Origin of the sequence: Clostridium yunnanense (assembly GCF_016595795.1) — a bacterium.
GTDB lineage: Bacteria > Bacillota > Clostridia > Clostridiales > Clostridiaceae > Clostridium_AR > Clostridium_AR yunnanense.
Map to the genome: position 1 here is coordinate 21,585 of NZ_JAENHN010000041.1, position 23,164 is coordinate 44,748.

15 protein-coding genes are annotated in these 23,164 nt (G+C 32.1%); 11 read left to right on the top strand and 4 right to left on the bottom strand.

Translation table 11 applies throughout. From position 1 onward, the window contains the following. Nucleotides 1-7: 7 nt before the first annotated feature. Together JHL18_RS14520 and JHL18_RS14525 are read right to left on the bottom strand one after the other, a co-directional pair. Entirely contained in the window at nucleotides 8-1,240 is a 1,233-nt protein-coding gene (locus JHL18_RS14520) for an FprA family A-type flavoprotein (RefSeq protein ID WP_200270426.1), read from the bottom strand. Nucleotides 1,241-1,686: 446 nt separating this feature from the next. Continuing rightward, entirely contained in the window at nucleotides 1,687-2,394 is a 708-nt protein-coding gene (locus tag JHL18_RS14525; protein WP_243277887.1) for a Crp/Fnr family transcriptional regulator, read from the bottom strand. Nucleotides 2,395-2,943: 549 nt separating this feature from the next. Here JHL18_RS14525 and gltB point away from each other — a divergent pair. Both gltB and JHL18_RS14535 read left to right on the top strand, forming a co-directional pair. After that, nucleotides 2,944-7,476, top strand: a complete 4,533-nt coding sequence (gene gltB, locus JHL18_RS14530) for a glutamate synthase large subunit (RefSeq protein WP_200270430.1) — start codon at nucleotides 2,944-2,946, stop codon at nucleotides 7,474-7,476. 17 nt (nucleotides 7,477-7,493) lie between these two features. After that, nucleotides 7,494-8,978 (top strand): glutamate synthase subunit beta, encoded by a 1,485-nt coding sequence (locus tag JHL18_RS14535; RefSeq protein WP_200270431.1) that lies wholly within the window; start codon nucleotides 7,494-7,496, stop codon nucleotides 8,976-8,978. Between the two features lie 382 nt (nucleotides 8,979-9,360). Here JHL18_RS14535 and JHL18_RS14540 read toward each other — a convergent pair whose 3' ends face one another. Continuing rightward, on the bottom strand, nucleotides 9,361-9,738 hold the full coding sequence (locus JHL18_RS14540; RefSeq protein WP_200270433.1) for a CBS domain-containing protein: 378 nt from the start codon (nucleotides 9,736-9,738) through the stop codon (nucleotides 9,361-9,363). Between the two features lie 291 nt (nucleotides 9,739-10,029). On the opposite strand from JHL18_RS14540, the gene JHL18_RS14545 reads away from it, so the two are divergent. From JHL18_RS14545 to JHL18_RS14585, 9 genes are all read left to right on the top strand, one after another. Beyond that, the gene (locus tag JHL18_RS14545) at nucleotides 10,030-10,998 is read left to right on the top strand and encodes a sugar-binding protein (RefSeq protein WP_200270435.1); all 969 of its coding nucleotides are present in this window, start codon (nucleotides 10,030-10,032) and stop codon (nucleotides 10,996-10,998) included. 3 nt (nucleotides 10,999-11,001) lie between these two features. Continuing rightward, nucleotides 11,002-12,471, top strand: coding sequence for a sensor histidine kinase (locus tag JHL18_RS14550; protein ID WP_200270437.1), 1,470 nt, complete (start codon nucleotides 11,002-11,004; stop codon nucleotides 12,469-12,471). A 2-nt stretch (nucleotides 12,472-12,473) separates the two neighbouring features. Then, a complete protein-coding gene (locus JHL18_RS14555) occupies nucleotides 12,474-13,736 on the top strand; it encodes a response regulator (RefSeq protein WP_200270439.1) in 1,263 nt (420 codons plus the stop codon). 173 nt (nucleotides 13,737-13,909) lie between these two features. Further along, on the top strand, nucleotides 13,910-15,007 hold the full coding sequence (gene chvE / locus JHL18_RS14560; protein ID WP_200270441.1) for a multiple monosaccharide ABC transporter substrate-binding protein: 1,098 nt from the start codon (nucleotides 13,910-13,912) through the stop codon (nucleotides 15,005-15,007). A 205-nt stretch (nucleotides 15,008-15,212) separates the two neighbouring features. After that, nucleotides 15,213-16,748: a multiple monosaccharide ABC transporter ATP-binding protein gene (gene mmsA / locus JHL18_RS14565; RefSeq protein ID WP_200270443.1), complete on the top strand. Its 1,536-nt coding sequence runs from the start codon at nucleotides 15,213-15,215 to the stop codon at nucleotides 16,746-16,748. Then, nucleotides 16,749-17,960, top strand: a complete 1,212-nt coding sequence (gene mmsB, locus JHL18_RS14570) for a multiple monosaccharide ABC transporter permease (protein ID WP_200270445.1) — start codon at nucleotides 16,749-16,751, stop codon at nucleotides 17,958-17,960. Between the two features lie 270 nt (nucleotides 17,961-18,230). Further along, nucleotides 18,231-19,049 carry an NAD(+) diphosphatase gene (gene nudC, locus JHL18_RS14575; RefSeq protein ID WP_200270446.1) on the top strand — a complete coding sequence of 273 codons (819 nt, stop codon included), beginning with the start codon at nucleotides 18,231-18,233 and terminating at the stop codon, nucleotides 19,047-19,049. Between the two features lie 351 nt (nucleotides 19,050-19,400). Continuing rightward, a complete protein-coding gene (locus JHL18_RS14580) occupies nucleotides 19,401-21,080 on the top strand; it encodes a methyl-accepting chemotaxis protein (RefSeq protein WP_200270448.1) in 1,680 nt (559 codons plus the stop codon). A 62-nt stretch (nucleotides 21,081-21,142) separates the two neighbouring features. Continuing rightward, complete coding sequence (locus tag JHL18_RS14585) at nucleotides 21,143-22,318, top strand: extracellular solute-binding protein (protein WP_200270450.1); 1,176 nt, start codon at nucleotides 21,143-21,145, stop codon at nucleotides 22,316-22,318. 199 nt (nucleotides 22,319-22,517) lie between these two features. Here the strand turns inward: JHL18_RS14585 and JHL18_RS14590 are convergent, their stop codons facing one another. After that, on the bottom strand, nucleotides 22,518-23,159 hold the full coding sequence (locus tag JHL18_RS14590) for a flavodoxin family protein (RefSeq protein ID WP_200270452.1): 642 nt from the start codon (nucleotides 23,157-23,159) through the stop codon (nucleotides 22,518-22,520). Between the last annotated feature and the right edge of the window lie 5 nt (nucleotides 23,160-23,164).

Sequence of the window (23,164 nt, forward strand, 5' to 3'; positions counted from 1 at the left end):
CAAATTGTTATATTGCATTAAGTGCAAGACTTCCAATATATTCACAAGCTCTTTCTACTTCATGAAGAGATTCTTCTTTTGCAGCAAATCTTATTCTTATAGGGAAAGCTACATCTGACATACCAGTAGATTTTATTACCTTAGAAGTTTCTAATACATTTGCATTTGTCTCAAGCAAGTAATCTTGTATTACTTCTATAGATTCACCACTCCAGCCGTAAGAACCAAAGGCTGCAACTATTTTATTGGATAAGTCCATAGCTTTTAATTCTTTTAATACATCTTCTAAAGATCCTATCATATCACCATATCTAGTTGAACTACCGAAAAGTACTATATCAGAGCTATTTATATAATCTAATACTTCTTCCTTAGGAGTTTTATTTACGTCTACGGTTACAGCATTTATTCCCTCAGTATTAAGGAAATCAGCAATGCTTTGCGAAAGCTTTTTAGTGTTACTTGTCATAGTGGAATATATTACTGCTGCTGACTTATTACTTGTAGTATTCTTGCTTAGTTCTGCGTATAACTCAACAAATTTTTCTAGTTCATTTCTTAATATATATCCATGGGAAGGAGCTATCATCTTAATATCAAGATCTTTAATCTTATTTATCATATATTGAACATGCTTTCTATGTGGGTGCATGATTAATGTATAGTAAACCTTAAAGTCTTCAAATATATCTTCTTTAGCTAAATCATTAAACACTTCGGTATTAGCAATATGTGTACTGAATATGTCACAAGGGAATAATATCTTATCTTCAACACAGTAAGTTATCATAGTTTCTTCAGTATGAAGATATGGTGTTTCTAGGAATAATAAAGTCTTGCCACCTATATCTAATTTATCTCCATCTTTAACTACTAAGAAGTTTCTTTTGTGCAACTTGTACATTTCTTTTAATTCTTCAACTGCTTTTTCAGTACAAACTATAGTAGCATTCTTAGCTTGAGCTGCAAGACTTCCAAGTCCACCAGAGTGATCTGGTTCAGTATGGTTTATAACGATATATTGTATCTTCATTAAATCTACAGTTTCTTTTAAGTTATCTACAAATTCTTTTCCAAAACTTATATCTACAGTATCTATAATTGTTGGCTTTTCTGTATTTAGTAAGTAGCTGTTATAGGTTGTTCCCTTTGTTAATGTAAGTCTATGAAATGGAACATCTCTATCATCCACTTTGCTTACGCTATATATGTTTTCTGCAATCATCATTCTATTTATCATAATTAAGCCTCCTAAATTTTATATCAAATTAATTTTTTCTTCGTTTGCTATGGCTTAATTATATGAGTATTAGAATTTTAAAAATATGATTCAAATCAAATTTTTAAATAATAATAAAAATATGCGTTAAATCACTATGTTGGAATTAAGTGGTTATACATCCGATGCTTTAATGAGCTTACGCAAAGAATTAATATGATTTTGTCATATTCCATGGCTAAAAATGTAAACTCACTACGTTCGAACAGTACATTTTCTTAACGCCATTCCATCTGAAAAAATCATTTAATTCTAGCTGCTCGCTCATATAGCATCTCCTGTATAACCACTTAACTTTAAAAGTATTCTTTAACATGACCTAATAAAAAAATCATCAATATAAAAATACTAAAGCTCCTGTAAATAAAACAGGAGCTTTAAATAAAAATATTAAATTATAAGACTTTTTACATGAAATCCTCTAATTTGCTAGAGTCTTTAATAATTAAAGTTTTATTTCCTACCAAGGAAATTACACCAGAGTCCTGTAGTTTAGTGAGTTTTCTGCTAATGGTTTCGCGAGTAACCCCTATATAGTTAGCCATATCTTCTCTATTCATAGGTAAGTTAACTTCTATTCCTAAATCAGTATTATGTCCGTATTTTTCTCCAAATTCAGAAATAAGACTGGCAACTCTTATATCAGCATCATTGGTTGCAAGATTTTGTGCAAGATTTTCAGCTTCCATAAGTCTTTTAGAAACTTCAGTAAGTATTTTTACTGATATTTCAGGATTTTCTATAAGTATAGTGTGCATTGCTTCTTTACTTAATGAACATATTTTTACAGAAGAGAGAGCGTAAGCAGAGAAATTATATTTATCTTTTTCATTAAATATGCTAAGTTCTCCAAAAAAATCACCTGGAGCTAGAACCCGTATTATCTGTTCCTTTCCTTCTTTTGTGACCTTTGTGAGTTTAACCTGACCTTGATTTATAATTACTAAAGAGCTAGAAGGATCTCCTTCAACACAAATCGCTTCACCTTTATTAAAGCTAAGGTGATTAATTTTAGAAACAACCTTAGATAAATGGTCTCTGTTAAGTGATGCAAATATAGGAACTTTGCTAGCACAAAGTTTGGTTTTACAACTTTCACATTGAATTTTATTCAAATATATCACCTCATTAAGTATCTTTGTATAGTATTTTATCATAATAAAATATCTATATATAGATTAGAGTTAATTTATATTCTCAAATCCGCTAGTTAAACTTGGAAAAACTTTAGAAGTCATTTTCAATAAATGAAGTATGCATATTGGGTAACTTTTGAAAGTAATGGTATTTAAAATTGCAATTTACAGTTTCTAGTATCAAATTGAGTCAAATTACGTATATTGTAATAAAAGTGAAGATTACTTATGATTTTATTGTATAAATTTAATGTTTTTTCATAATAATTAATTATTATATTGATTTTTTTGACACTTTAGTGATATTATTATTTCACAATATAAAATTTTTTGGCTCTTTAAATGAATCATATGGTATAGTGAATTTACCATAATAAAAAATAAAATTAGAGATATGTTGTATTGAAATAAAAATTATATATTTATGAAATATAAGAATGCTTAAATGATATAGTTAAGAATTGTTTATTTAGTAAATGTAGCAATTTTATCTAATATAGCAAAAGTAATATTAAAGGGGGACTGGCTATGTTTTGTAACTTTCCGAAAGAGCAAGGGATGTATGATCCGAGTTTTGAAAAAGATGCCTGTGGTATTGGAGCTATAGCACATATTAAAGGCAAAAAGAATCATGCTATCGTAAAGGATGCTTTAGATATTCTTGTTAAGTTGGAGCACAGAGGTGGCGCTGGTGCTGATCCTAATGTAGGAGATGGAGCAGGAATACTAATCCAGGTGTCACACAATTTCTTTACAAGAGTTTGTGAATTTGAATTACCTAAAGAAGGACACTACGGTGTTGGAATGTTCTTCTTATCACAAAATAAAGAGAAGAGAGAAAAAGCAAAGGCGCTTTTTGAAAATATTGTTCTTAATGAAGGGCATTGCTTTTTGGGATGGAGAGAAGTTCCTGTTAATCCAGAGGACTTAGGAGACGCATCTAGAGAAGCAATGCCTTTTATTATGCAGGGATTTGTTGCTTCAAATGGTGATAACTTTGATTCAAAAGCTTTTGAAAGAGAACTTTATGTAATCAGAAGACTATTTGAAAAAGAAGCAGTTGAAGCATATATAGCTAGCCTTTCCTCCAAGACTTTAGTTTACAAAGGAATGCTTACAGCAGTCCAAGTTGAAAAGTTTTACCCAGATTTACAAAGCAAATTTATGGATACTGCTATAGCTCTTGTTCATTCAAGATTTAGTACAAACACTTTCCCAAGCTGGGAGAGAGCTCACCCTAATAGATATATCATCCATAATGGAGAGATAAATACTATTAGAGGTAATGTAAATTGGATGAATGCAAGAGAATCAGAATTCAAATCAGATATATTTGGAGATGAGCTTAATAAGGTTCTTCCAGTAATAAATAAAAATGGTTCAGATTCCTCAATGCTTGACAACACAATAGAGTTTCTATATATGAATGGAAGAACTCTTCCGCACATAATGATGATGCTTATTCCAGAACCTTGGAGCAAGAATAATGAAATGGATAAAGATAAGAGATCCTTCTATGAATACAATTCAACCATGATGGAACCTTGGGATGGACCAGCAGCTATAGCATTTACTGATGGAGATATTTTAGGTGCTACTTTAGATAGAAATGGTCTTAGACCTTCAAGATATTATGTAACAAAGGATGATTATTTAATACTATCTTCCGAAGTTGGAGTTATGAATGTTGAAAGTGAAAACGTAAAGTATAAAGGAAGGCTTACTCCAGGTAGAATGCTTCTTGTTGATACAGTTAATGGTGAGCTTATAGATGACAATGATTTAAAGAAAAATTATTCTACTTTAAAACCATATGGAACTTGGGTTGAGGAAAATTTGTTGAAGCTTAGAGAAATACCAGAAGTTACTGTATCTGAAGAGAAACTAGAAGAAGCAAAATTAGTTAGATTACAAAAGGCTTTTGGATACACTTATGAAGATGTTACAGCTACAATAACTCCTATGTGTGTAAATGCAGATGATCCACTAGCGTCTATGGGAGTTGATACACCTCTAGCAGTTTTAAGTGATAGACCACAGCTATTATATAACTATTTTAAACAATTATTTGCTCAAGTTACTAATCCTCCTATAGATGCAATAAGAGAAGAAATAGTAACTTCTGTGAGAGTGTATCTAGGCGCAGAGTCAAATATACTTTCTGAAGGTGAGGATAACTGTAGAAGAGTGAAGTTAGACAATCCTATCCTATCAAATAAAGATTTTAATAAGGTATTAGCCATCGGAAATAAAGGCTTTAAAAATGTAATTATACCAACAGTATTTAATAAGAGCGAAGAAGGAAATCTTGAAAAGGCTTTAGAGGCTATATTAAGAAAAGCTGATGAAGCCATAGAAAATGAAACTTCAATTATAGTTCTTTCAGATAAAACTGTTGATGAGAATAATGTTCCAATTCCTGCATTACTTGCAGTTTCAGCTTTACACCACCATCTGGTTGATGAAGCAAAGAGAACCAGAGTAAGTATAGTTTTAGAATCAGGAGAACCAAGAGAGATTCACCACTTTGCATTACTTTTAGGTTTTGGTGCTAATGCAATAAACCCTTACATGGCTTATGAGTCAATAAAAGCTTTAGTTGAAGAAGGAACTGTAGATTTGACTTATGATAAGGCTGTTTATAACTACAACAAAGGTGCTTTAAAAGGTATTGTAAAAGTAATATCAAAGATGGGTATTTCAACAATTCAATCTTACAATGGAGCTCAAATTTTCGAAGCTATTGGAATATCAAAGTCAGTAGTAGACAAGTATTTTGCATTGACACCATCTAGAATAGAAGGAATTGATCTTCTTGATATTGAGAAAGAGGCTGTAATAAGGCACACACAAGGCTTTGATGCTAGACTTATAGACTTTACGCTCGATTCGGAAGGTGCTCATAAATTTAGAAGTAGTAAAGAAGAACATTTATATAACCCGCTTACAATTCACAAGCTTCAAAATGCATGTAAGACTGGTAATTATGATGAGTTTAAAGAATATACTTCTTTAGTCAGCAATGAAAAGAACAATCTAACCCTAAGAAGTTTATTAGATTTAAATTTAGGTAACGAAAGTATCTCAATAGATGAAGTTGAATCAGTTGAGTCAATAGTTAAGAGATTTAAGACAGGAGCTATGTCCTACGGTTCAATAAGTAAGGAAGCACATGAATGTCTAGCTATAGCAATGAACAGAATTGGTGGAAGATCTAATACTGGTGAAGGTGGAGAAGAAAGAGAAAGATTTGTTGTTGATGAAAATGGAGATTTAAGATCTTCTGCAATAAAACAAATAGCTTCAGGTAGATTTGGAGTTACTTCCGAGTACCTTGTTGATGCAAAAGAAATACAGATAAAAATGGCACAAGGAGCTAAACCAGGAGAAGGTGGACAGCTTCCAGCTACTAAGGTTTATCCATGGGTAGCTAAGGCTAGACACTCAACTACTGGAGTTGGTCTTATCTCACCACCACCACATCATGATATATACTCTATAGAAGATTTGGCAGAGCTTATATATGATCTTAAGAATGTAAACTCAAAAGCTAGAGTAAGTGTAAAACTAGTTTCTGAAGCTGGAGTTGGTACAGTTGCAGCAGGTGTTGCAAAGGGTGGAGCAGACGTAATACTAATCAGTGGATATGATGGAGGAACAGGAGCGTCTCCTAGAACTTCAATAAAACATGCAGGTTTACCTTGGGAACTAGGCCTTGCTGAAGTTCACCAAACTCTAATCCTAAATGGCCTAAGAGAAAGAGTAGTAATAGAAACTGATGGAAAGCTTATGTCAGGAAAAGATGTAGCTATTGCAGCACTTCTAGGTGCAGAGGAGTTTGGATTTGCTACAGCACCGCTAGTAGTTATGGGTTGTGTGATGATGAGAGTATGTAATCTTGATACTTGTCCTGTTGGTATAGCAACTCAGAATGAAGAGTTAAGAAAGAGATTTAAAGGAAAGCCAGAGCATGTTATAAACTTTATGCACTTTATAGCACAAGAACTAAGAGAATACATGGCGAGACTTGGCTTTAGAACAATAGACGAAATGATTGGACGTACTGACAAGTTAGTACAAAGATCTATTGGTGGATGGAAGGCTAAGAAAGTAGATCTATCAAGACTGCTATTCAATCCAGAAATTCCACACGATAGAATCTATAAATATCAAGCAAGCTATGACCATAAACTATATAATGTTTTGGATTCAAAGGTATTAGTACCAAACGCTCTAGATGCTCTTGAAGGAAAGTCAAATGTTAAGCTTGAAGTAAATGTTGGTAACACTGATAGAGTATTCGGTACAATCTTAGGAAGTGAAATAACTAAGAGACATGGAGAAAAAGGACTACCTGAAGACACTATTTGGGTTAAGACAAAGGGTGCAGGAGGACAAAGTTTTGGAGCCTTTATACCTAATGGACTTACATTGGAGCTTGAAGGTGATGCTAATGACTATATTGGAAAAGGACTTTCTGGTGGTAAGATCATAGTATACGAGCCAGATACTGTAACACTTGATCCAACAAAAAATATATTAGTTGGTAATGTAGCTTTATATGGAGCTACAAGTGGTAAAGCCTTCATAAGAGGGGTTGCAGGAGAGAGATTCGGTGTTAGAAACTCAGGAGCTACAGCAGTAGTTGAAGGTGTTGGTGATCATGGTTGTGAATACATGACTGGTGGAACAGTTGTTATACTTGGTCCAGTAGGAAGAAACTTTGCAGCTGGTATGTCAGGTGGAGTTGTTTATATTCTTGATTCTGAAGGAACAAAGAGGAAAAATATAAATGAAAGCATGGTTTATATTGAAGAATTAGATTCATCAGATGAAAAAGATTTGCTTTCACTTTTAGAAGAGCATGAAAGGTGTACTGGTTCAGCTGAAGCAAAGAAGATAGCTTCAAACTTTGAAGAATATAAAAGAGGCTTTATTAAGGTAATGCCTAAGGATTATAAGAATATAACTACATTAATTAAAGAGTATGTAGCTTCGGGAGCTTCAAAAGAAGATGCAGAAAGAATGGCCTTTGATGTAATAAAGGGAGTAAGAAAGTAGGAAAGAGGAGGAGTATTATGGGAAAGCCAACAGGTTTTTTAGAATATGATAGGAAAGTTGCGGCTAAGAAAAAACCAAAGGAAAGATTAAAAGATTATAACGAGTTTGTGACTCCTCTTTCCAAAGAGGAACAACAAGTTCAAGGTGCTAGATGTATGGACTGTGGTATACCTTTCTGTCAATCAGGAATAATGATAAACGGAATGGTATCAGGATGCCCAGTTAATAATCTTATACCTGAATGGAACGATTTAATATATAAAGGTAACTGGAAGAAGGCCATTGAAAGACTTCTAAAGACTAATAACTTTCCAGAGTTTACAGGAAGAGTCTGTCCAGCACCTTGTGAATCAGCATGTACTGCAGGAATTAATGGACCAGCAATATCTATAAAAGAAAATGAACGCGCTATTATAGAGAGAGCTTTTGAGGAAGGTTTGATTAAGCCTAATCCTCCTAAGGTAAGAATAGATAAAAATGTAGCAATAATAGGATCTGGACCTTCTGGACTTGCTTGCGCGGATCAACTTAATAAAAGAGGATATAATGTTACAGTTTATGAAAGAAATGACCGTGTCGGTGGACTTTTGATGTATGGTATTCCTAACATGAAGCTTGATAAAACTGTTATTGATAGAAGAGTAAATATCATGAAAGAAGAAGGCGTAAACTTTGTAACCAACGCAAATGTAGGAGTTAATGTTGATTCAAAGGAGCTTCTAGAAAAATATGATTCTGTTGTTTTAGCTTGTGGTTCATCAAATCCTAGAGACTTAAAAGCAAAGGGAAGAGAACTTAAGGGAGTACATTACGCAGTAGATTTTCTTAAAGCTACAACTAAGAGTCTTTTAGATTCAAACTTAGAGGATAAGAATTATATATCTGCAGAAGGAAAGGATGTTATTGTAATAGGTGGAGGCGATACTGGAACTGACTGTGTTGCTACAAGCTTAAGACATAACTGTAATTCCTTAGTTCAATTTGAAATCATGGGAAAACAGCCAGATGAAAGAACAGAAGCTAATCCATGGCCTCAATACCCAAGAATTCATAAGGTTGACTACGGTCAAGAGGAATTTATCGATTTAAAAGGTAAAGATCCGAGAGAATTTTTAATCACAGTAAAGGAATTTATAGGTGATGACGAAGGCAACCTTACTGCAGTAAAGACAGTTAATGTAAACTGGGAAAAGAACGAAAATGGTGCTTTTGTTCCAAAGGAAGTTGAAGGTAGTGAAAAGACATGGAAAGCAGATATGGTATTACTTGCAATGGGGTTTGTAGGAGCTGAAAAGTATGTAACTGACAGCTTTGAGGTAGAAACTGATGCAAGAACAAATGTAAATGCTCAGTATGGAAAATTCCAAACTAATATATCCAAGGTTTTTGCTTGTGGAGATGTTAGAAGAGGACAAAGTCTTGTAGTATGGGCTATAAATGAAGGAAGAGCTTGTGCAAGAGAAGTAGATAAGTTCTTAGAAGGATATACAACTTTAGTATAATATAGGAATACCACTTCATAATTTTGTGAAGTGGTATTTTTGCGAAATAAAGATGTTCAAAGCCTAGTTATAGCGAAACTGGAACGTATAAATATAAACATGCTATAATGAAATGAGATAAGATATCTATCAAAGGCTCATAGCATTAACAGAGGAAGAAGAAAAGATATTAAATGGTGAAGAAAATGTTAATAAAAGTTTATATACTGATAATATAGATGATAAAAACTTAATAAGTAAGTTTTTACTAACTATGTTAGTATGGAGTTACACATAAGGAATATAGAGTTCCTAGCTCAACTATTAATTTATACATGCCCGAAAATCCCCAAAAGCCGGGATTATCGAACAAGTATAACTTAAGTTTCGATATAGGAATCCTTTATTCTAATCCAATATAATAATCTAATAAATCTTCAATACTTATAATTCCTACTAGCTTTTCATTCTCCACCACAGGCATAGAAATAATATTGTTTTTTCTTAAACGTTTTGCAACAACAATAATATCTTCATTAGCTTGCGCTAAAATTATTGATTTAGACATAACCCAATCAACAGGACAATCTTCATAGTGTCCTGGGGTTACCATGAATCTATATATATCTGCCTTAACAACCATTCCAACTAAAATTTCGTTATCATCTACCACTGGCATACCGTTCAAATCAAACTCATCCATAAGTTTTAAAGCTTTATCTATGTCATCGTTTACTTTTAGGGTGATAGGATTAGGTTTTAATAGATTTCTAATGTTCATTATATCATCTCCCTCAAATATTATGTTCTTATTTTACTACAAAAAACAACATTAAAAAACATAAAATCAGAATATTTTGAAAATAATCTCTCTCTTTTATAAATTCAATTTCTATATATAATGGTAAGAACAATATTATAGAGCAACAAAAAACTACAGCAAATAATTACTGGTAATATTTTAATAAGAAGTTATAAATATAATATACATATTTTGTAATATATTATATAATTAGCATGTATATTAAACAAGTGAGGTTTACATTAGGAGTTGTCATTAAGGGGGAAAGAGATGAAGAATCTTTATAATCTCAGATATATAGCAATAATTTTAATTTTTGCAATTTTCACTTTTATTCTTTTCGGAATTTTTAAAGAACCTGCTAATATTAAAGAGCAAATAAAACCAGAGATAGTACTTATTTGCCATGTGAAGTCAAATCCGTATTGGCAATATATAAAAGCTGGGGCAGAAAAAGCAGCTAAAGAGAGAAATGCTGTTGTTAAGGTTGAGGGACCTGACTATGCCAATGTTGATGAAGGGCTTAAGCTTATTAATATGGCCTATGCAGCTAAAGTTAGTGGGATAATTACATATGTGCAGGAGGAAAGTAAATATAACTCAGTAATTAATAATGTTGTTGACAATGGAATACCTCTTATTACCATAGATTCAGATGCTGAACAAAGTAAACGTTTAGCATACGTCGGTACTGATAATATTGGTGCAGGAACTGAAGGTGCCAAGGAGATGATAAGGCAAATTGGAACCGAAGGAAATATTGGTATAGTCATAGGTGGTAAAGACGTAACTAATCAAAAGGAAAGGGTACAGGGTTTTAAAGATTATATAAGTAACAATTCAAAGATAGCTATAGTTAGTGTTGAATCTTCTGATTCATATCTACTTGAAGCAGAACTTGCAGCTAAGAAAATATTGACTAAAAACTATAATATAAAGGCTCTATTTTGTACTTCAGCCCTTGATGGAGTTGGGGCAGCTAAGGCAGTGTCAAGCCTTGGTCTTGTAGGCAAGGTTAAGATTGTTGCTTTCGATGATTTGCCTGATACGTTGCAGCTTATAGAATCAGGTGTAATTTCGTCCACTATTGTGCAAAAACCATATCTTATGGGATACAATGCAGTAAATATGATAATGGATATATCTCAAGGTAAGAAAGTAGATAAAATAAACTTAACAGGTGTACAAGTTGTTGATAGAAATAATATAAATGAATATAAGAAAAAGCAGGGAGAGTAGAGGATGAAAAATAGTTTAAAAAGAAAATTCATTATTTTTGCTCTCATTATCATCATTCCATTAGCTACAAGTAATATTACAGCTGTATTTATCAATAGAAAAATAAATGAAAATTATACTATTATGCTAAGTAAATTGAATAATATAAACGAAATAAAAAATCTGCTTAATGATGCATCTGATAATTTTAATAAATATATACAAACAAATACTACTCAATGTAGAAGTAACTATAGAAAAGATTTAGGCGAAGCATTAAGTAAGGTAAATTCCCTTAAAGAGATTTCTGATGTTGAAAGCCAATATCTTTTAAGAGATCTAATAAATACTCTGTATAGCTATAGAGCTGAAGGAGAGAAGACTATAGAGCTTTATGACAATCGAGGTCCTATTGATACTTATTATGATCATTATGTTTCTACTAAGGAAATTCAGACTTATTGCAATATTTATATTACTAATTTAACGGATAGCTATATTAGTTACAATGATAATTTATATAAAAGCTATGAAGTTAAAGAACGTATTATAAATAAGATTATAATGCTATATATTACAGCGGCACTATTAATAAGCATATTATCAACACTATTCTTTATTAGAAATATAAGCTCAAAACTAAAGCAATTGGTAAAGGCATCAAAGAAGGTTTCCAATGGAGATTTTGAGATGGTTGGAGGAGATAAGACTGATATATATGAATTAGATTTATTATCTGAGGCTTTCAACAGCATGATTAAGAATATAAAAGTATATATAAATTCTCTTAGGAGAAATGCTGAACTTGAAAGAAAAGTAATAGATGATGAAATTACTATTTTAAAATACGAGAATGCACTAAAGTTAAGTCAACTAAAGGTACTTCAATCTCAAATAAATCCCCATTTCTTATTTAATACTCTAAATTGCATAAATCAAACAGCAATAAAAGAAAATGCTTCTACAACAGAAGAACTTATTAAATCTGTATCTGGAATTTTAAGATATAGCTTAACTATGATGGAGCGAAATGCGACACTGAAGGAAGAAATTGATGTAGTAAAGCAATATATATTCATACAAAAGGTTCGCTATGATGAGAGAGTTACTTTTATATTGGATTTAAAAGTGGATTTAACAAAAGTAAAGGTCCCAGGAATGACTCTTCAACCTTTCGTAGAAAATGCTTTTATACATGGTATAGAACCAAAGGAAGATGGCGGAAATATAGGGATAACTATATATGAAGAAGGAAGTTATACAATTGTGCTTATTGAAGATAGTGGCTGCGGAATTGATGAAGAAACTCTTAATAGAATAAGCTCAGAAGACAATTCGAGTGAGCATATTGGACATACTACTGGAATGGGCATAAGGAGCACAATTAATAGATTAGAGTTACTATATGATGAGAAAAACTTATTCTCCATAGAAAGTAAAAAGGGGATTGGAACAAAAATCTATTTAAAAATTCCTAAAAAGGTGTTGATGTAAACATGGTAAGACTTCTTATTGCTGATGATGAAAAGTATGAAAGAGAATCTATTATAAGTATCCTAAGCTGGGAGTTTGGTGACAAATTGGAGGTGCTCGAGGCTCGTAATGGAAGAGAGGCTATCGAGATATCAGAACAGGCTAGACCAGATATTGTTATTACTGATATAAAAATGCCTGGTATAAATGGGTTAGTGGCTATTGAAGAGATAAAGAGATCGCTACCTAATACTTACTTTATTATACTGACAGCATACGATTATTTCGACTTTGCGGTAGAGGCTGTGAAAAATAATGTGAAAGAGTATATACTAAAACCTTTCGGAAGATTAGAGCTGATAGAAAAAATCAGAAAAGCAGTAGCATGTGTAGATAAAGAAAAAGCTAAAAGGAAAAGCGAAATAGAAAATGCTGAAAAGCTCAATAATTTAATTTCAGTTATGGAGAATGAATTGAGTTACTATATACTTAATAATACCTTTGAAGCTATTGATGAACAGATGTATAAGGATTACTTGAATTTAACCTTTGAAAATACATGTTCAATGGTAATAGAACTTGAAGGTAACAATACAGAGGTTTTAAATAATCAAGCTAAAAGCAAGATAGGAGAATATATAAAAGGATATATAAACTTAAAGTATAGGGCAATAGGAACATATAAATCTATTAAGGAATTAGTGTATTTTATAGAGGCTCCAGTAGATAATTGTGATGAAGATAAAAAGATTACTATAGTAAAGTTGGCTGTAGATATAAGAAAAGATGTACAACGAATATTTGATATATCAATAAATGTAGGGATAGGAAGGTGCTATAACGGTCTATCAGCTATGCATACATCATATAAAGAAGCGATTATTTCACTTGAAAAAAAATGTGATAATAATATTATTCATATAGACAACATAAAAGACAATGTTAATGAAAGTAATCACAATATAGATAGCAGCAAATCAGTACTTTTTAAAGATATAGAGAAGTATATAGTTGAAAATATGGTGGAGGAACTAGATCTTGATACTGTTGCGGCGAAATTCAATCTAAGTTGTTATTACTTTAGCAGAACCTTTAAGGAGATTATAGGCTATAATTTTTCTGACTATATAAACATTCTTAGGATTAAGAAAGCTAAGGAGCTTCTTATGGATAATTCTATAAGCATAAAAGAGATTTGCTTCTCCGTTGGTTATAATGATCCAAATTATTTTAGCAAAGTATTTAAAAAGTATGAAGGGCGAAGTCCTACAGAATTTAGAAAATAAAACATGAACCCATATAGTAGTGTATTTAAAATAATACTACCATATGGGTATTTTTTTGCACTAAAAATCTCCGCAAGAGTTTACCAGTGAAAAGCAAGTAAAAACCTTTAGTTAAACGTATTCAAAAACTATAATGAGTCTGTGGTCAAAATAAACTTCAGGGGGAATAATAAATGAAAAAAGTACTTACTACTCTTTTAGCTTTAGGCTTAATGGCAACCTTAGCTGGTTGTGGTAATTCGGGGACAAAAGCTACAGATGCAGGTGCATCCACAGCTACTAAACAGTTAATTGGAGTAGCGATGCCTACTCAATCACTTCAAAGATGGAATCAAGATGGAGCCAACATGAAATCAGCGCTAGAATCAAAAGGATACAAGGTAGAGCTTCAATATGCTAACAATGACGTAAATACTCAGACTCAACAAGTGGAAAATATGATAACTAAAGGCTGTAAGGTTTTAGTTGTAGCTGCAATAGACGGATCAGCAATGACAGATGTTCTTAAGAAAGCAGCAGATAATAATGTAAAGGTAGTAGCTTATGACAGATTGATAATGAAGACACCTAATGTTGACTACTATGCAACTTTCGATAATTTCAAGGTTGGAGTAATTCAAGGACAATATATAGAAAAGCAACTAGGCTTAAAGGATGGAAAAGGTCCATTTAATATAGAACTATTTGGTGGTTCACCTGATGATAATAACGCTACTTTCTTCTTTAATGGTGCTATGAGCATATTACAACCTTATATTGATAATGGAAAGTTAGTTGTTGCAAGTGGACAAAAAGATTTTACTAAAATTGCAATTCAAGGCTGGGATTCAGCTAAGGCTCAAGCAAGAATGGATAACTTAATTACAGCTAACTATGCAAAAGACAAAAAACTTGATGTAGTACTTTCTCCAAATGACAGTTTAGCAATTGGTATAGTTGCATCTCTAAAAAATGCTGGTTATGGAACTAGTGATAAGGTATATCCAGTATTAACAGGTCAAGACTGCGATAAGCCAAATGTAATAGCTATGATAAATAAGCAACAATCTATGTCAATATTCAAGGATACTAGAACTCTTGCTTCAAAAGTAGTTGAGATGGTTGATAGTTTAGTACAAGGTAAAGAAGCTGCAGTAAATGATACAAAGACTTATAACAATGGAAGCAAGGTTGTACCATCATTCCTATGCGATCCAGTTTATGCTGATGCCTCAAACTATAAAACAATACTTATAGATAGCGGATACTATAAGGAAGCTGATTTGAAATAGCAAAATATAAGCAATAAGTTTAGCCGAGCACAAAGCTAAGGTGCTCGGCTTTATAAACATATTATGACAGCAGAAAGAAAAGTATCTAAAGATGTACCGGTTCTAACCGAAATCAATTTTTAAAACTCTTACGGTTTCTGGTGAGAGAATTTAAAAATATAAATTTTGTTAAGAAGTGGTACATCTATATATGGGAGGGAAAAAGATGGAGGATTATATTCTTCAAATGAAAGATATAACAAAACTCTTTCCAGGGGTTAAAGCTTTAAATAATGTAAATATAAATGTAAGAAAAGGAGAAGTGCATGCTCTTATAGGTGAAAATGGGGCTGGTAAATCTACCTTAATGAATGTCCTAAGTGGAATATATCCCTATGGAACTTATACAGGAGACATAATATATGAAGGACAGGAATGCAGATTCACTAATATAAAGGATAGTGAGAAGAAGGGGATAGTAATAATTCATCAAGAACTAGCATTAATACCATATCTATCAATAGCTGAAAACATATTTTTAGGTAATGAAAGAGCAAAAAATAATTTTATAAATTGGCGGTTAACAAAGGATAAAGCTGCAGAAATGCTAAATAGGATAGGACTTAATGAAAATCCTAATACAAAGATTATAGATATAGGTGTAGGAAAACAGCAATTGGTAGAAATAGCAAAGGCATTAGCTAAGAATGTTAAGCTTTTAATATTAGATGAGCCTACTGCTGCTTTAAATGAAGAAGATTCAGATCATCTATTAAACTTAATATTAGAATTACAGAAAGAAGGTATTTCATCAATACTTATTTCCCATAAACTCAATGAGGTTGTAAAGGTAGCTGACAGGGTAACAGTAATAAGAGATGGAGCTACTATAGAAACTTTAGAAAATGATGGTGACATCAGTGAGGATAGAATAATAAAAGGAATGGTTGGGCGAGATCTCACTCACAGATTCCCAGAACATAATCCTAATATTGGAGATGTAGTTTTTGAGGTTAAAGATTGGAATGTATATGATCCATTGATACCGCAAAGAAAAGTTATCAAGGATATGGATATAAAAGTTAAAAAGGGTGAAATTGTTGGACTTTCAGGCCTTATGGGAGCAGGAAGAACTGAATTTGCTATGAGTATTTTTGGAAAGGCTTATGGTACCCATATAACAGGGAAAATATTTAAGGATGGTAAAGAGATTACTGTTAACAGCATCAGACAGGCTATAGAACATGGAATTGCGTATACTACAGAAGATAGAAAGACTGCAGGTTTAAATCTAATAGATAATATAAAAAATAATATTACTATAGCTAATTTATTTAAGATAAGTAGGAATTTCGTTATAGATAAAACAAAGCAAACAAAAATTGCTGAAGAATATAGGCAGAAGCTTAATATAAAAACTCCAACTATATTACAAGAAGTTGGAAATCTTTCAGGAGGGAATCAACAAAAAGTTGTTCTTAGTAAATGGATATTTACTGAGCCTGATGTCCTTATTTTAGATGAGCCAACAAGAGGAATAGATATAGGAGCAAAGTATGAGATATATAAGATTATAAATGACTTGGCTGATAGTGGAAAGTCAGTTATATTTATATCCTCTGAATTACCTGAAATACTAGGTGTTTGTGATAGGATTTATGTTATTAATGATGGAAAAATAGTGGGAGAGCTAGATAAAAAAGATGCATCTCAGGAGTCAATAATGAAATGCATAATGAATAGTAATAGGGAGGTTATATAAATGCAAACAGTTCAGAAATCTGGAGATAATATCAAGCATAGCTTATTAGATGTAATCAAAAGTACCTTTAGGAGTAATGTAAGACAATATGCAATGCTTATAGCATTGGTAGTTATTATAATCATATTTCAAATTTTAACAAATGGGATACTGCTTGTTCCAATGAATGTAGCAAATTTAATACTTCAAAATAGCTATGTATTCATCTTAGCCATTGGTATGACACTGTGTATTTTAACTGGTGGAAATATAGACCTTTCTGTAGGATCTGTGTGTGCTTTTATAGGCGCATTACTTGGAACCTTTATAGTAAGTATGAAAATGAATATATGGTTGGCAATTGTATTCTGTCTAATAGCAGGCTTAATAATTGGAATATGGCAAGGCTTTTGGATAGCTTATGTAAGAATACCAGCATTTATTGTAACTCTTGCAGGCATGCTTATATTTAGAGGGCTTACAATCACAATGCTTAAAGGTCTTACTTTATCACCATTTCCAGAAAGTTTTCAAAAGTTAAGTGGAGGATATGTACCAGACATCTTTAAAGGAGCTTCAGCTTTGAATCTAACAGCAATTATAGCTGGAATAATAATTTCTATAGTTTATATATTTTTAGAGGTAAAGAAGTGGTCTACAAGTAAAAAGAATGAGTATGAAAGTAATTCTTTATATATCTTGATTGGCAAAATTGCCGTAGTGGTTTTAGCTACGAATTTGGTATTTTATTGGTTTGCAAAATATAAGGGGATTCCAGTTATATTTGTTATAGTTGGCATATTAGTATTCGTATATTCTTTCTTTGCAAACAATACTATTCAAGGAAGATATCTTTATGCTATGGGAGGAAATGAAAAGGCAGCAAAGCTTTCAGGAATAAATACCAATAGAGTACTTTTCTTCTCTTATGTAAATATGGCAGTATTAAGTGCAGTAGCTAGTATAGCCTTTACTTCGAGACTTAATGCAGCAGCACCTCAATCAGGAACAAATTTTGAGCTTGATGCTATTGCAGCTTGTTTTATAGGCGGAGCTTCTGCCTATGGTGGAGTAGGTACAGTAATAGGTGCGATAATAGGAGCTTTAGTAATGGGCGTATTAAATAATGGTATGTCTATAATGGGTGTTGGAAGTGACATGCAGATGACTATAAAAGGATTTGTATTACTTATGGCAGTTGCTTTTGATGTGTTTTCAAAATCAAAGAGATAGATTTGCTAGAGTTATAAGGAGAGCTGATGCTCTCCTTTTGTTGCTTATAGAGAAAGTGCAAATAAGGATAATATCGTTGTAAAAATTGATATACATAATTATAAGCAGTATAATTATATAAAGGATAAAGAATCGCAGTTATTTTTCAACTTGTGGTGATAGCTTTTCCTATATATGTACTAAAGGAGTATTTAAAATATAGAAAAGCATCAGGCAAGTAAGTATTTAGTGATAAGCATAATTTTAAGGCATCAAAGAAAGGATTAGAAAATGGAACAATACTTTAAAATATTATCAGATGTAACTAAAAAAAGTGTAGACGAGGATTTCATGATTGTTTTCTTCGATGGGAATATATTAGTTAAGCTAGAACAAAATTCTATAAAAATACCTTTATTAAAAGAACTAAAGTCATTAAACATAAAATATGAAGAACAGTTTTTTATCGGAGAAATTGGGGAAGTTAGCTGTTTTGCCACAGAAACTCATTCTGAAATTAAGCTATCTGAGGGGTTTGAATTAATGTCCTTAAGAGATTTTGCTAACACAGTAAATGAGTGTTTGTTCTCTGCCGCAGGAAGAGCCAATCAAATACTTCACTGGAACAGAACTAATAAGTTTTGTGGGAAATGTGGAGCAAATACAGTGACTAAAGAAGATGAAATTGCGAAGGTATGTCCAAAGTGTAATCATGTAATGTATCCCGTAATATGCCCAGCTATAATAGTTGCTGTTATGAAAGGTGAACAGATTTTACTTGCACATAATAGTAATTTTAAAAATAACATGTATAGCTTAATTGCAGGCTTTGTGGAAGCAGGTGAAGATTTAGAAAGTGCTGTTAAAAGAGAAGTATTAGAAGAAGTGGGCATAAAGGTAAAGAATGTTAGATACCATAATAGCGCACCATGGTCTTTTCCAAATTCTTTAATGCTAGGTTTTATAGCAGAATATGCCTCCGGTGATATAAAGGTAGATGGGAAAGAGATATTATATGCTGATTGGTTTGAAAAAGATAAGATGCCAAACTTACCAGAAAAGTTCTCTCTTGCAAGGCAGATAATAGATGGGGTCGTTTATAAAGATTAGCATAATAAATAAGGGTAGAAAGCAGATGGCTTATTCTAAGGATATTAATTCACTTAGAATAAGCTTTTTTACTGTAAAAGAAAGTATAAAAATATATTTATAAAGAGCCAAATTCTATTAGTTGCTGATTGTTGTATCAATTATGAGGTGAATATTTTATGATTTATGTTATTTTATTGTGATGATATAGTAAAGATTTATCAAGATATTTGTAGGTGAAGCGCTAGACGACTGAAGTTAAGATACTGTTAACTTCTGGGGTTATATAGGATTGAATTTTTCGGTGAAATGTCAAGTATTGCGGAAAAATGTCGATATATATATGAGCGAAAAGTGTGAAAGGGGAAAAATATGCTGAAAAACATTAAAGTAATTAACAGTATAATCATGATGGTAATATTATCAACAATCGTATCCTTTGCAATTGCAGTGGTGGGATATAATAATATGAAATCTATAGACAAAAACTCTTCATTAATGTATGAAGGAGCTTTAGTTAGAATTGTGAAAGCTGAAGAGATACGTCAAACTTTCGCAAATGTTAGGTTGAATATGAATAGAATATCAATCACTAATTTTAACAATGATGATGTTACTGCGGTGGAAAACGATTATAATACTCTAGTTAAGATGATAGCAGAATATGAAAAGTTTTCTCTAAGTTCTATCGAAAAAAATAACCTTGCTGAATTTAAAAATGATTTGAATAGTTATCATGGAAAAGCACAAGAAATGGAAAAGGGAACTAAACTTTATGGAATTAACCTAGAAAAATTTAATCAGCAGGGTAATGAGATGCAGCTTTTTTTAGATAATTTAGTAAGGTATAGTTCAAATATGGCTAATAGCCTTAATAATGATAATAATAAATTATATTCTCAAAGCACAATAGTCTTCTTTATAACCTTCTTTATTGGATTTGTATTAATGATGGTAGTATCTTTTGCAATAATAGTTGTGATAAAAAAATCTATGAAGGAAATAATACTAGATTTAGAAAAGGTAGCTCAAGGAGATTTTAGTATCAATATAGATACAGACTTGAAAAACGAATTTGGTAGTATGAAGAAATCTATTGGTAAGACAATCTCAAATATTTCATCAATGTTGGAATCAGTAAAGAAATCAACTAACATTGTAAATGACCAAGCTGGAAACTTACTAATAACTTCTGATGAAATGGCATCTTCTGCTCATGAGATAAGTAATGCGGTTCATGGCGTTGCTGTTGCAGCAAATGATCAGTCTAGTGATTTGATGAGTGTAAAAAATTCTTTAGATAACTTTGCTGAGGCTTTAAGCATCATAACCTCGTCAATAAATGATGTAAACTCAAATATACAAAGTATTGGTACAATGTCTGAAAATAGTAACTCTAAGCTTAAAGTTTTATTTGATTCCATTAACAATGTTACTGAGTCCTTTGATACAGTAAGAACAAAAGTTGTACAATTAGATAATCATATAGGGGAAGTAAATGATATAACAAATATAATAAACTCAATTGCTGAGCAAACTGATTTGTTAGCTTTAAATGCTGCAATAGAATCTGCGCGTGCAGGAGAAGTAGGAAGAGGTTTTTCAGTAGTTGCTGAAGAAATAAGAAAGCTGGCTGAACAGTCTAAGGTATCAGCAAAGAATATAAGTGGGCTTATATCTAACATAAACAACGAGGTACAGATAGCTGTAAAAACAACTGATGTTGGAAAGGAAAGTTTAAGTTCTCAGACAGAAATGATTGAAGAATCTATAAAATCCTTTGCTCAAATATTTAAGTCAATTAATGTTATACTCCCAAGAGTAGAGGAAATAAAATATTCCATTGAAAGTATTAATGTAGAGAAAGATAGTATAATATCTAAAACATTAGATATTTCTGGTGTGTCAGAGGAAAATGCTGCGTCGGCTGAAGAAATAGCGGCTTCAGTACAAGAAATAAATATGTCATTTAAAAACGTAGCAGTTTCAGCTCAAACTTTATCAAGCTTAACAAATTCTATGATAGAAGAAGTAAATAGATTTAAGCTTTAATTAGCAGTAGGTTGAGTTTAATGAAGGTTAAGACAGTGTAAAAACTAAAATGGAGGATATTTATGAAGAAATTTAAGTTGTTAAGCCTAATGCTAGTAATGGTTTCTACAATGACCATATTTACAGGATGTGGCACTAAGGAAACAGTAAAAGCGGAAAAACCGATTACCTTGGATATAATGGATATATCAGGAACTATGCAGCTTGTTGGAGATGCTATAGATCAATTTAAAGCTGCCAATCCAGGTTTAATATCAGAGGTAGTAGTAAAGAAGGCAAGTGTACTGGAGGCTCCTTCTTTATTAAAATCTCAGATTTTAGCGGAAGATATGCAGACTGATCTAATTTTTACAGGAATAGATGGTCTTAGTAATGCAATTGATAGAGATGTTATCGAAAAGATAATGCCAAACTATAGTAGCAGTTTTCCGGAGTTAGAGAACAACTATAGTGATGGAGCAAAAGCTACTTATAAATTAGTAAATGGATATGGGATAACTTATGTATTTTCTCCTAGCGGACCACTATTTACATATAACCCAGACAATGTACCTAATGTTCCTAAGACTCCAGAAGAGCTTTTGGCTTTTGCTAAGGCAAACGTAGGCAAATTTACATATGCTAGACCAGCGAACTCAGGACCAGGAAGAAACTTTCTTCAGGGACTTCCATATATACTTGGAGATTCAAATCCCAAAGATCCTAAAACTTGGGATAAGACATGGGCTTTTCTTAAAGAGCTAGATAAATATATAGACTACTATCCAACTAAAACTGGAGTTACATTTACAGAACTAAAGGATGGAAAGAGATGGGTTATACCTAGCCAATTTGGATGGGATATGAATCAAAGAATTATAGGAGGAATACCTCAGAGTTACCAAGGATTTTTGCTTAACAACACTACGCTTGTATCTGATGCCCAATATATTGCAATACCTAAAGGTTTAAGCGAACATCAAAAGAAAGTAGTAACTAAATTAATACAATGGCTTATGACACCAAAGATGCAGGCTATAACCTATGATAGTGGGTATTTTTATCCAGGGCCATCTGTAAAGGGGCTTACTTTAGATTCAGCGCCAAAGGCCAGTCAAGATAAGATAAAGCCTGCTTTAAGGCAGCAGTATGATGATGCAATTAAAACACTTCCAAGTGCTACTCAATTAGATACAGAGAATCTAATGAAAGCATTAGAAATGTGGGATGAATTATTTGGATCAAAAATAAAAAGATAAGTAGCAAAATAGGTGAAGGAATAAATTTTATTATAAAGCTATGGGTTAAGGGATTGTTTTGTAACCTTAGCAGTCTTAAGATTAGAATTTAACATAAAACGCTCATGAAAAGATATAATTATGCTTATCATGAGCGTTTTATTTATAGTTTATATTCATGAGGTTATCAAGAAATAGGGGAGTACAGTTTATAGGATTTTTACTGAGTTAATCTTATACCTAACTCAAAAGCTTTCTTTAGATCTTTAGGAAATTCCTCATCTCTAACTTTAATTTTATGATTTACATCAAACATTGTTGAGTCATATTTTGAATAATCGTCAAATTGGTAAGTATCGTTTGCAAATAAGGATTCAGCTTGACCGAAGAATCTCTTTAACATTTTCTCCGTATTCTTGAACTTGTCTTCATATCCAACAGAGCTCATATGTTCATTAGGAACATTCATTGTGTAAATTAATCCAATAGATAATCTTTTATTAAAATTAAATGAATGATTTTTATCATATGCTAGGTATTGAAAAAGGAAACGTTCTAAGAATGATCTCATCTCTCCTGTTACTTCTCCAAAATATATTGGTGAACCGAGTATAAGAGCATCAGCTTCTTCAATTTTTCTAAGAACTGATTGTAGATCATCATTGACAGCACATTTACTGTGACTTTGTCCATCTATTCTTTTACAAGCAAAGCAGCTAACACAGCCTTTATAGTTTAAATCATAAAGATTGATAAGTTCAATTTCTGCTCCTTGTGTTTTTGCCCCTTCAAGAGCTTCTTTTATCATTTTAGCAGTATTCTTAGTTTTTCTGGGACTGCCATTTAAAGCAATAACCTTCATAGTAA

Bases quoted from the DNA above. Each gene is read 5' to 3' on its own strand.
- JHL18_RS14545 (WP_200270435.1), top strand. From the start codon at position 10,030: ATGAAGAATCTTTATAATCTCAGATATATAGCAATAATTTTAATTTTT.
- JHL18_RS14520 (WP_200270426.1), bottom strand. From the start codon at position 1,240: ATGATAAATAGAATGATGATTGCAGAAAACATATATAGCGTAAGCAAA.
- JHL18_RS14580 (WP_200270448.1), top strand. From the start codon at position 19,401: ATGCTGAAAAACATTAAAGTAATTAACAGTATAATCATGATGGTAATA.
- JHL18_RS14550 (WP_200270437.1), top strand. From the start codon at position 11,002: ATGAAAAATAGTTTAAAAAGAAAATTCATTATTTTTGCTCTCATTATC.
- JHL18_RS14555 (WP_200270439.1), top strand. From the start codon at position 12,474: ATGGTAAGACTTCTTATTGCTGATGATGAAAAGTATGAAAGAGAATCT.
- JHL18_RS14585 (WP_200270450.1), top strand. From the start codon at position 21,143: ATGAAGAAATTTAAGTTGTTAAGCCTAATGCTAGTAATGGTTTCTACA.
- mmsA (WP_200270443.1), top strand. From the start codon at position 15,213: ATGGAGGATTATATTCTTCAAATGAAAGATATAACAAAACTCTTTCCA.
- JHL18_RS14590 (WP_200270452.1), bottom strand. From the start codon at position 23,159: ATGAAGGTTATTGCTTTAAATGGCAGTCCCAGAAAAACTAAGAATACT.
- gltB (WP_200270430.1), top strand. From the start codon at position 2,944: ATGTTTTGTAACTTTCCGAAAGAGCAAGGGATGTATGATCCGAGTTTT.
- nudC (WP_200270446.1), top strand. From the start codon at position 18,231: ATGGAACAATACTTTAAAATATTATCAGATGTAACTAAAAAAAGTGTA.
- mmsB (WP_200270445.1), top strand. From the start codon at position 16,749: ATGCAAACAGTTCAGAAATCTGGAGATAATATCAAGCATAGCTTATTA.
- JHL18_RS14535 (WP_200270431.1), top strand. From the start codon at position 7,494: ATGGGAAAGCCAACAGGTTTTTTAGAATATGATAGGAAAGTTGCGGCT.
- JHL18_RS14540 (WP_200270433.1), bottom strand. From the start codon at position 9,738: ATGAACATTAGAAATCTATTAAAACCTAATCCTATCACCCTAAAAGTA.
- chvE (WP_200270441.1), top strand. From the start codon at position 13,910: ATGAAAAAAGTACTTACTACTCTTTTAGCTTTAGGCTTAATGGCAACC.